At 58.8% G+C, this 10,536-nt stretch carries 11 protein-coding genes; 10 read left to right on the top strand and 1 reads right to left on the bottom strand.

Annotated elements, in window-relative coordinates:
• The first annotated feature begins 126 nt into the window (after positions 1-126).
• The 4 genes from D9M09_RS10600 to D9M09_RS10615 all read left to right on the top strand — a co-directional run bounded on the left by D9M09_RS10600 (position 127) and on the right by D9M09_RS10615 (position 3,093).
• The gene (locus tag D9M09_RS10600) at positions 127-624 is read left to right on the top strand and encodes a Dps family protein (RefSeq protein ID WP_034752224.1); all 498 of its coding nucleotides are present in this window, start codon (positions 127-129) and stop codon (positions 622-624) included.
• A 176-nt stretch (positions 625-800) separates the two neighbouring features.
• On the top strand, positions 801-1,217 hold the full coding sequence (locus D9M09_RS10605; RefSeq protein WP_070221510.1) for an NfeD family protein: 417 nt from the start codon (positions 801-803) through the stop codon (positions 1,215-1,217).
• Between the two features lie 15 nt (positions 1,218-1,232).
• The gene (locus tag D9M09_RS10610; protein WP_070221509.1) at positions 1,233-2,177 is read left to right on the top strand and encodes an SPFH domain-containing protein; all 945 of its coding nucleotides are present in this window, start codon (positions 1,233-1,235) and stop codon (positions 2,175-2,177) included.
• 607 nt (positions 2,178-2,784) lie between these two features.
• Positions 2,785-3,093, top strand: coding sequence for an H-NS family nucleoid-associated regulatory protein (locus D9M09_RS10615; RefSeq protein WP_010397665.1), 309 nt, complete (start codon positions 2,785-2,787; stop codon positions 3,091-3,093).
• A gap of 305 nt (positions 3,094-3,398) precedes the next feature.
• Here D9M09_RS10615 and smpB read toward each other — a convergent pair whose 3' ends face one another.
• Complete coding sequence (smpB, locus tag D9M09_RS10620) at positions 3,399-3,848, bottom strand: SsrA-binding protein SmpB (protein ID WP_034784131.1); 450 nt, start codon at positions 3,846-3,848, stop codon at positions 3,399-3,401.
• 93 nt (positions 3,849-3,941) lie between these two features.
• Between smpB and D9M09_RS10625 the strand changes: the two genes are divergently transcribed.
• From D9M09_RS10625 to D9M09_RS10650, 6 genes are all read left to right on the top strand, one after another.
• Positions 3,942-4,373, top strand: a complete 432-nt coding sequence (locus tag D9M09_RS10625; protein WP_035818194.1) for a type II toxin-antitoxin system RatA family toxin — start codon at positions 3,942-3,944, stop codon at positions 4,371-4,373.
• Entirely contained in the window at positions 4,366-4,662 is a 297-nt protein-coding gene (locus D9M09_RS10630) for an RnfH family protein (protein WP_070221508.1), read from the top strand. The genes D9M09_RS10625 and D9M09_RS10630 overlap by 8 nt, the downstream gene beginning before the upstream one ends.
• Positions 4,663-4,786: 124 nt before the next feature.
• Positions 4,787-6,247, top strand: a complete 1,461-nt coding sequence (gene guaB / locus D9M09_RS10635) for an IMP dehydrogenase (protein WP_034752206.1) — start codon at positions 4,787-4,789, stop codon at positions 6,245-6,247.
• Positions 6,248-6,317: 70 nt separating this feature from the next.
• Positions 6,318-7,928: a glutamine-hydrolyzing GMP synthase gene (gene guaA / locus D9M09_RS10640; RefSeq protein ID WP_070288027.1), complete on the top strand. Its 1,611-nt coding sequence runs from the start codon at positions 6,318-6,320 to the stop codon at positions 7,926-7,928.
• A gap of 262 nt (positions 7,929-8,190) precedes the next feature.
• Positions 8,191-9,963, top strand: a complete 1,773-nt coding sequence (locus tag D9M09_RS10645) for a ShlB/FhaC/HecB family hemolysin secretion/activation protein (RefSeq protein ID WP_121669227.1) — start codon at positions 8,191-8,193, stop codon at positions 9,961-9,963.
• A gap of 16 nt (positions 9,964-9,979) precedes the next feature.
• Complete coding sequence (locus tag D9M09_RS10650; protein ID WP_070221506.1) at positions 9,980-10,528, top strand: toxin-activating lysine-acyltransferase; 549 nt, start codon at positions 9,980-9,982, stop codon at positions 10,526-10,528.
• Positions 10,529-10,536 lie beyond the last annotated feature (8 nt).

Consider the following 10,536-nt stretch of genomic DNA (forward strand, 5'->3'; position numbering starts at 1 on the left):
AAACCCGCTGCCACTGACCTGGCAGCGGGTTTTTTTATGCCTGCCATGCTGTGCACGGCAGTATCCGATGGGCTTGCGCCAGATCAGCTAAAATGATTCCACCAATACATTGAAACGGGAGTTTACATGGCAAGCAAGAAACCGAGCAAAGTGGCAAAGATCGATATCGGCATTTCCGAAGCGGACCGCGCGAAAATTGCGGAAGGCCTGTCCGGCCTGCTGGCCGACAGCTACACCTTGTACCTGATGACCCATAATTTTCACTGGAACGTCAAGGGGCCGATGTTCAACACCCTGCACCTGATGTTCATGACGCAATACACGGAGCAGTGGGCCGCGCTGGACTTGATCGCCGAGCGTATCCGCGCCCTCGGCTATCCGGCGCCGGGCACCTACAAGGAATTCGTCAAGCTCGCTTCGATCAAGGAAATCGACGGCGTGCCGCCGGCGCTGGACATGGTCAGCCACCTGGTGTCGGCACAGGAAGCGACAGCGCGCACGGCGCGCCGTTTGTTCCCGCTGCTCGAGAAAGCCAATGACCAGCCGACGGCCGATTTGATCACGCAGCGCCTCGATTTGCATGAGAAGACGGCGTGGATGTTGCGCAGCCTGCTCGAGGAATAAACGCCGGGCCGGCGGCGCTAATTCGCCGCCGGCTATTGACGCCATCCGGAATTGCGTTAGACTGCTTGTATATAGGTGTTTGGCAAGAATAATATCAGGCAGTGCAGCGCATTAAACCCCGTCGCTTATATAGGCTGCGGGGTTTTTTATTTTGGATTCACAAGGATGGAGGCATCATGGCTGAATGGGTGGGCTGGTTTGTCGCGGCTGGCGCGGTATTGATCCTGGAGCTGTTTACGGGCACGTTTTATCTGCTGATGATCGCCATCGGCGTCAGCGCCGGAGGATTGGTGGCGCTGGCGGGCGGAAATGGCAGCTGGCAGGCCCTGACGGCCGCTATTGTCGGCGTGGCGGCTACGCTGTTATTGCGGCGCAGCCGTTTTGGCAGGGCGGCGCGGCGCGATGCGGCGCAGGATCCGAATGTGAATCTCGATATCGGCCAAAGCGTGGCGGTCGCGCACTGGGTCGATGGTGCGGCGCGCGTCATGTATCGCGGCGCCTTGTGGGATGTGGAATTGATTCCCGGCAGCGATACGCAGGCCGGTCATTACACCATACGTGCCGTGCGTGGCAGCCGTTTGATTGTTGGATAACCTGGAGAATAGATTATGGAAGTAAGCATCGGAAGCGTGTCGCTGATCTTGTTATTGCTGGCGTTGGTATTTGTCTTCAAGACGGTCAATGTGGTGCCGCAGCAGCATGCCTGGGTGGTGGAACGCCTGGGCAAGTTCCATGCGGTATTGGGGCCTGGCCTGAATATTGTCGTGCCTTTTGTTGACCGCATCGCTTATAAGCATGTACTCAAGGAAATTCCACTCGACGTGCCGCCTCAGGTGTGCATTACGCGTGACAATACGCAATTGCAGGTCGATGGCATTCTGTATTTCCAGATTACCGATGCGATGCGTGCTTCATATGGTTCGTCGAATTATATTGCCGCCATTACGCAATTGGCGCAAACGACCTTGCGATCGGTGATCGGTAAAATGGAACTCGACAAGACATTTGAAGAGCGCGACCATATCAATACTGCCATCGTGAATGCCATCGATGAATCGGCGGCGAATTGGGGCGTCAAGGTATTGCGCTATGAAATCAAGGATTTGACGCCGCCCAAGGAAATCCTGCATGCGATGCAGGCGCAGATCACGGCCGAGCGCGAAAAGCGCGCGCTGATTGCCGCCTCGGAAGGACGCAAGCAGGAGCAGATCAATATCGCCAGCGGCGAGCGCGAAGCGAACATTGCCCGCTCCGAAGGCGAGAAGCAGGCATCGATCAACCGCGCCGAAGGTCAGGCCACAGCCATCGTTGCGCTGGCACAGGCCAGTGCCGAGGCGCTGCGCCAGGTCGGCGCCGCCATCCGCGAGCCGGGCGGCGAAGATGCCGTCAACCTGAAAGTGGCCGAACAGTATGTGGGCGCCTTCGCGCAATTGGCGAAGACAAATAACTCGATTATCGTGCCGGCCAATCTGGGCGATATGAGTGGTTTGATCGCCGCGGCAATGCAGGTGGTCAAAACCCAGAAGCCGAAAGGTGGCGTGGCGATTCCTTGATTGCCGGTGAATAGCAAACTCGTAGCAAGTTTTCGTCAATACTGCCCGCCATATCGCGGGCAGTTTTCATTTGCGCCACTGGAATATATGGCAGCAGCAGAGCTGGAGTATCAGCGTTGGAATCAGTAGCGCTGAGAATATTTTCTTTATGCTATGCTGTGCGCACTTTCTGGGTTATATGTTGTCGTGCGACGCTTATCTTTTTGATTGAAGTGGAATCTGCTGCACCGATGTCCGCGATGGACGACGACGCGGGATTGGAGGCCGGTGCATGGTGGCCGATAGTATTGGCCCCGTGTATGTTTTGAATTGCAATTTTTAATTACTATAAATTGCAATGAAACAAAAAATACTGCAGAATAAATGTGACCGATGGCGCTGTATTGAATCGCCGCCGCACAAAATACAGGTACTGGCGCAGACGGTACACTGCGGTGTCCGTCCCCTTGATTGAAGACTTGCATCGCCTGAAAGCCGGGAAGTGGGGTTTTTGGGAAAAGAATTGTAAAAAACAATCAAATCTTCAGAAAAAATCACCTCAATCGCGTTACAATTGGATAGAATTTAACTGTTCAGTTATATTTTTCAACTCACACAAGGAAATATCATGGATCTGTCCAGCTTATCCCTGTCCGAACTGCGCACCTTGCAGGACGACATCAAGAAGCAAATGAAAAAACGCGAACAAGACGATCTGTCCAAAGCGCGTGAACAAATCCTGGCGATCGCACAGAGCGTCGGCGTTTCCGTAAAAGATCTGGTTGGTACGGGTATCCGCGCTAAAACCGGCACGGTTGCAGTACGCTATCGCAATCCGGATGATGCGACGCAGCAATGGACTGGCCGTGGCCGTCAACCGAAATGGGTCAAAGAGTGGACCGATTCGGGCAAGTCGCGTGACCTGCTGAAGGTGTAATGTAATACGCCATTCATTCGGATGCTTGTCCTGAGCGGTAATACAGGTGTACAAGGCAGCATGCAAGCATCCGGAACTTTCCTCGTTTTTTGTCTTTGGCCAGGCAGGCAGAGTTGATGTCCTTCGCCGTATCTCCATGGCTTTTTCGCCAATACCGCTTTATTTCCCGCCTTACCTCTTTCTTTTCCCTGCTTTATTCCGTCGCGCTGAGTTTTTCCCGCTTGCCGCAGGCAATCGGCAAAATAAAACCCGGCATATAGCCGGGCTTGTTGGTATTGGCGCAGCACGCTGCGCGCGGTGCCGGATCAGCGGCGGTGCGATTTCATGGCCGCTTGCACTTCGCGCGCGCCATCGCGGTCGCGTTCCGCAGCGCGTTTGTCGTGCTGTTTCTTGCCCTTGGCCAGGCCGATCTCGCATTTCACGCGGCCGCCCTTGTAGTGCAGGTTGAGCGGCACCAGGGTATAGCCGGAGCGTTCCACCTTGCCGATCAGTTTATCCATTTCAGCGCGGTGCAGCAGCAGCTTGCGCGTGCGTACGGCTTCCGGGTGGATATGGGTGGAGGCGGTCGGCAGGGCGCTGATATGCGCGCCGAACAGGAAGAGTTCATCGCCGCGGACGACGACGTAGGCTTCCTTGATTTGTACGCGGGCGTCGCGGATGGCTTTGACTTCCCAGCCTTCCAGCACGATGCCCGCTTCGTAGCGATCCTCGATAAAGTAGTCGTGGAAGGCTTTTCTGTTGTCTGCTATGGTCATGAGATGGTAAATGTGCGCGGGTCGGTTAAACTACTGTCTCGCGCAAGCGCGATAAAATCAAATGTATCCAACATCATAGCAAATGGTTCTTCAATGGCAGTAGTACATAAATCAGTTTTTCTCGGCTATAGCGCCGAACAAATGTTCGCGCTGGTGGCGGCGGTGGAAGATTATCCCAAATTCCTGCCCTGGTGCGGCGCGGTCGAGATTCGCGAGCGGGGCGAGAACACGGTCGTCGCCAGCGTGGGCATACATTACCACGGCGTGCGCCAAAGCTTCACCACGTCCAACGAGAACGTGCCGCCGACGTCCATCAAGATGAAGCTGGTGGACGGTCCTTTCAAGACCCTCGACGGCGTGTGGACCTTCAAGGCCCTGCGCGAAGACGCCTGCAAGATCGAACTGGACCTGCACTACGAGTTTTCCAGCCGCGTACTGGAACAGATCATCGGCCCCGTCTTCGGCATGATTGCCAACAGCATGGTCGATTCCTTCTGCAAGCGCGCGGAGACCGTGTATGGCTGAGACCAGCATGCAGGTGCAAGTGTGTCACGCGCTGCCGGACAGCAGCTTTTTGCGCACCTTGACGGTGCCTGCCGGCACCACCATCGGGCAGGCGGTGGCGCTGAGCGGCTTGCTGCAGGAAATGCCCGGCATCGACCTGGCCGTGAACATGGTCGGCATCTATGGCAAAAAGAAGCCGCTCGATACCGTATTGCACGAGCATGACCGCGTGGAAGTGTACCGCCCCTTGCAGGCGGACCCGAAAGAGGCGCGCCGGCGCAGGGCCAGCGGCAAGCCTGCGAAGGGCTGAGCGGGCAGGGCGGCCGCTGCCTGGCGAGCGCCATTTTTTGCTATTTTCAAATATCTTTTCTATGCTGCAAGGACGGAGGGCGCTTTTTTCTGTATAATCTGCTTTTGCGCCAATAGGAAATGCTATGCGTCTACTTCAAAAAGCACTCACATTCGATGACGTGCTGCTCGTCCCAGCCTACTCCAACGTTCTGCCCGCCGATACGTCCCTCAAAACTCGCCTGACCCGCAACATCACCCTGAATATTCCCTTGCTGTCCGCAGCCATGGATACGGTGACGGAAGCCCGTCTGGCGATCGCGATGGCCCAGGAAGGCGGCATCGGCATCATCCACAAGAATTTGAATCCGAAGGACCAGGCACGTGAAGTGGCCCGCGTAAAGCGTTTCGAAGCTGGCGTGCTGCGTGATCCGATCACGATTCCGCCGGAAATGAAAATCCGCGACGTGATCGCACTGACGGAACAATACGGCATCAGCGGTTTCCCTGTCGTCAAAGGCAAGGAAGTCGTCGGCATCATCACCAACCGCGATTTGCGCTTTGAGCAGGAACTCGACGCGGAAGCTTCCGCCAAGATGACCCCGCGCGAAAAACTCGTCGTCGTCAAGGAAGACGCCGATACGGCCGAAGCCAAGCGCCTGATGAACAAGCACCGCCTCGAGCGCGTGCTGGTCGTCAATGACGCATTCGAATTACGCGGCCTGATCACCGTCAAGGATATCCAGAAGTCGACCTCGCACCCGTTCGCGTCGAAAGACAGCCAGGGCAAACTGCTGGTCGGCGCTGCCGTCGGCGTCGGTGCCAAGGATGAAGAGCGCATCGACCTGCTGGTCGCCGCCGGTGTCGACGTGCTGGTGGTCGACACGGCCCACGGCCACTCGCAAGGCATCCTCGACCGCGTACGCTGGATCAAGACCAAGTACCCGCAAGTCGAAGTGATTGGTGGCAACATCGCTACCGCCGCCGCCGCCAAGGCGCTGGTGGAATACGGCGCCGATGCGGTCAAGGTCGGCATCGGTCCTGGCTCGATCTGCACCACGCGTATCGTCGCCGGTGTGGGCGTGCCGCAAATCACGGCCATCTCGAATGTTGCCGAAGCACTGGAAGGCACGGGCGTGCCATGTATCGCCGACGGCGGTATCCGCTTCTCGGGCGATATTTCGAAGGCGCTGGCCGCTGGCGCCTCGACCGTGATGATGGGTTCCATGTTTGCCGGTACGGAAGAAGCGCCAGGCGAAGTGATCCTGTATCAGGGCCGCAGCTACAAATCGTACCGCGGCATGGGTTCGCTGGGCGCGATGTCCGACGGTTCGGCTGACCGTTATTTCCAGGACGCCACCATGAAGGCCGACAAGTTCGTGCCTGAAGGTATCGAAGGCCGCGTGGCTTACAAGGGCAGCGTGCTGGCGATCATCTTCCAGCTGGTGGGCGGCGTGCGTCAATCGATGGGTTACTGTGGTTGCGCCACCATCGACGAGCTGCGCGAAAAAGCGGAATTCGTGGAAATCACCTCGGCCGGCATGCGCGAGTCGCATGTCCATGATGTGCAGATCACGAAAGAAGCGCCAAATTATCGCTCCGAGTAAGCGGTAACGAAAGTCCAGACCGGCGCCCAGTGCGCCGGTTTTGCAATTGACCCTGAATAAAGCTCCGACCATGCATTCTAAAATCCTCATTCTCGATTTCGGTTCCCAAGTCACCCAGTTGATCGCCCGCCGCGTGCGCGATTCCGGCGTGTTTTCCGAAGTCTTCCCGTATGACGTCAGCGACGAATTCGTGCGCAACTATGGCGCCGCCGGCGTGATCCTGTCGGGCAGCCATAATTCCACGCTGGACGGCGATTCGCCGCGCGCGCCGCAAGCCGTGTTCGAGCTGGGCGTGCCCGTGCTGGGCATCTGCTACGGCATGCAAACCATGGCGGCCCAATTGGGCGGCAAGGTGGAAAACGGCCTGGTACGCGAATTCGGCTACGCCGAAGTGCGCGCCCGCAGCCATACCAAGCTGCTCAACGGTATTGCCGACTTCGTCACCGACGAAGGCCACGGCATGCTGAAAGTGTGGATGAGCCATGGCGACAAGGTGCTGGAAATGCCGCCAGGCTTCAAACTGATGGGCAACACCCCAAGCTGCCCGATCGCCGCCATGGCCGATGAAGAGCGCCAGTTCTACGGTGTGCAGTTCCACCCGGAAGTAACGCACACGGTGCAGGGCAAGGCCATGATCGGCCGTTTCGTGCATGAAATCTGCGGCTGCAAGTCGGACTGGAACATGCCTGACTACATCAGCGAAGCGGTGGAAAAGATCCGCGCGCAAGTGGGCACCGATGACGTCATCCTGGGCTTGTCCGGCGGCGTCGATTCGTCCGTGGCCGCTGCCCTGATCCACCGCGCCATCGGCGACCAGCTGACCTGCGTCTTCGTCGACCACGGCCTGCTGCGCCTGGACGAAGGCAAGATGGTGATGGACATGTTCGCCAAGAACCTGGGCGTGAAAGTCATCCGCGTCGATGCGGAAGACCAGTTCATGGGCCACCTGGCCGGCGTCACCGACCCCGAGCAAAAGCGCAAGATCATCGGCCGCGAGTTCGTCGAAGTGTTCCAGGTCGAATCGGGCAAGCTTGTCAACGCCAAATGGCTGGCGCAAGGCACGATCTACCCGGACGTGATCGAATCGGCCGGCAAAGGCAAGAAGGGCCAGACCATCAAGAGCCACCACAACGTGGGCGGCTTGCCGGACACCATGAAGCTCAAGCTCCTCGAACCCCTGCGCGAACTGTTCAAGGACGAAGTGCGCAAACTGGGCGTGGCCCTGGGCTTGCCGCATGACATGGTCTACCGCCACCCGTTCCCGGGTCCGGGCCTGGGCGTGCGCATCCTCGGCGAAGTCAAGAAAGACTACGCCGACCTGCTGCGCCGCGCCGACGCCATCTTCATCGAAGAACTGCGCAATACGCCGTATGAACCGGTGGTGGTGCCTGGCTTCGACCAGGATAGCGTGCCGACCAACTGGTACGAAGCGACGAGCCAGGCTTTTGCCGTCTTCCTGCCCGTCAAATCGGTGGGCGTGATGGGCGATGGCCGCACCTACGAATACGTGGTGGCACTGCGCGCCGTGCAGACACAGGACTTCATGACGGCTCACTGGGCACACCTGCCGCACAGTCTGCTGGGCAAGGTCTCGAACCGCATCATCAATGAAGTGCGCGGCATCAACCGCGTCGTCTACGATATTTCGGGCAAGCCGCCGGCGACCATTGAGTGGGAGTGAGTTCCCATAAAGAAACTTTGCATTTCCGAATAAAGCGAGTAAGCCAAAGCCCTGTTTTTACAGGGCTTTTTTTTTTATACATCAATGCCGGACGCCATTGCCTGCTGTGCCGCCGCCGGGCCGCGCGGGGTTTTACTAGTGGTAATTGGATAGTTGAAAGACAGTTACCAAACAGGTAAAGTTCTCAAGAAATAAATAAAGTTGCCCCATAGAAATAATTAATTTATAATTTCCTTACGTAAATAATTACTTAAGGCAACATATGCACCTGCGCTTGACGCCATGGTGCGGTGTATTTTTGTTCAGCGGCACCTTGTGTGCCGCCGTGTCCGCGCAGACCCGTCCCGAAATCGCGCCGCCCCTTCCCACCCCGCCTGGCAGCAGCCAGCGCGACGATGCCAGCCAAGAATTGATCCGCCAGCAAGAACGTGAGCGCCTCCTGCGCCAGCAGCAGGAGCGCAATCCCGACGTGCGCCTGCTCGAGGCGCCCGCGGCCGCTTCCGCCAACCGCGTGCCCACAGGCGAATCGCCGTGCTTTACCATCGATCATCTGCAATTGCGGGGCGAGGACGCCGCCCGGTTCCAGTGGGCGCTGGCCGCAGCCGGGCACGACGACCTGGGGGCACCGGACTCGCCGCTGGGCCGCTGCCTGGGCACGCAGGCCATCAATGTGCTGATGGGGCGCATGCAGAACGCCATCATCGCGCGCGGCTTTGTCACTACGCGCGTGCTGGCCGAGCCGCAGGATTTAAGCAAGGGCACCTTAACCTTGACCTTGATACCGGGCCGCATCCGCCAGATTGGTTTTGCGCCCGGCACCAACCCCCGCGCCACCTGGTGGAATGCCGTGCCGGCGCGGCCCGGCGACTTGCTCAATGTGCGCGATACGGAACAGGCGCTGGAAAACTTCAAGCGCGTGCCGACGGCCGAAGCCGATATCCAGATCATGCCGGCCGAGGGCGGCAATGCGAAGCCGGGCGAGAGCGACCTGCAGATCCAGTGGAAGCAGGGTTTGCCGTTCCGCCTGGCGCTGGGCCTCGACGACGGCGGTTCGCGCTCGACGGGCAAACTGCAGGGCAGCGTGACTCTGTCGTATGACCACTGGCTGACCCTGAACGATCTGTTTTATTTGAGCCTGAACCAGAACGTCGACGGCAACCGCAATGGTCCGCGCGGCACAGGCGGCATGGTGGCCCACTATTCGATTCCCTACGCCTACTGGCTGCTGGCCTTCACGGCCAGCGACAGCCGCTATCACCAGTCCGTGGCCGGCATCAGCCAGGATTACAACTACAGCGGCGCCAGCCAAAACAAGGAAGTGAAACTGTCGCGCCTGGTGTACCGCGACGCGTCGCGCAAGACGACGCTGTCCCTGCGCGGCTGGCAGCGCGCCGCGCAAAACTTCATCGACGACACGGAAGTGGAAGTGCAGCGCCGCCGCATGGCCGGCTGGGAACTGGGCCTTGGCCACCGCGAATTCCTGGGGCAGGCCACCCTGGACCTCAACCTGCAATACCGGCGCGGCACGGGCGCGATGCATGCGATGGCGGCGCCCGAGGAAGCGTTTGGCGAGGGTACGTCGCGTTTCAAACTGATCCTGGCCGACGCGGCCCTGTCGGCGCCGTTCAAGCTGGCCGGCCAGCCGCTGCGCTACGCGGGCAGCTGGCGCATGCAGCACAACCGCACGCCGCTGGTGCCGCAGGACCGCTTTGCCATCGGCGGGCGCTACACGGTGCGCGGCTACGACGGCGAAAGCAGCCTGTCGGCCGAACGCGGCTGGCTGCTGCGCAACGAGCTCGGCGTGCCGCTGGGCAGCAGCGGCCAGGAAGCGTATGCGGGCCTGGACCACGGCGAAGTAGCGGGACCGTCCGCCGAATGGCTGATCGCGCGGCGCCTGACGGGCGGCTTTGTCGGCTTGCGCGGGCAGTGGCTGGGCGTGCAGTACGACGCCTTTGTCGGCTGGCCCGTGCGCAAACCTGAGCTGTTCCGTACGGCCAGCCATACGGCCGGCTTCAATTTGAACGCGAGCTTTTAATCATATATCCGACACCATGAGTACCTCTTCTTTGGACATTATCGCCCCCGCCTTGGGCTTGCCTGGGCACAGCGAGGCAGAACTGTTTGGCGCGCTGACATGGCTTTGCATGCATTCTAAGAATCATCGCGATCTGCCGCTAGCGTCTTTCAGCCAGACTTTGTTGAATCCGATCAAACAGCAGCAGTTCATGCTGGCGTTGACGTCGCTCGATGGCGTTCAGCAGCCGGTGGCTTACGTGGCCTGGGCAAATTTCGATGCCGATGCCGAAAGCCGCTATCTGGCAGACGGTAACCATACCTTGATGCGCCCGGAAGACTGGAATAGCGGCGACCGCATGTGGATTACGGACTGGGTCGCTCCATTTGGCCACACGGCATCGTTCGTACGCGAAGTTTCTACACGCCTTTCCGAATCCTGTTACCGGTTTTTGTATCACAAGGGAGACGAGACGGGTTTGCAAGTAAAAACATCCCGCGGTTGCGCGGTTTCCAAGGAGCAGGCGGCCAGCTGGTGGAGCGCCAGGCCCATGCATGCCAATTACGCCAAAACGACATCCATTTAAATATTTAT

Origin of the sequence: Janthinobacterium agaricidamnosum, from assembly GCF_003667705.1 — a bacterium.
Lineage (GTDB): Bacteria > Pseudomonadota > Gammaproteobacteria > Burkholderiales > Burkholderiaceae_D > Janthinobacterium.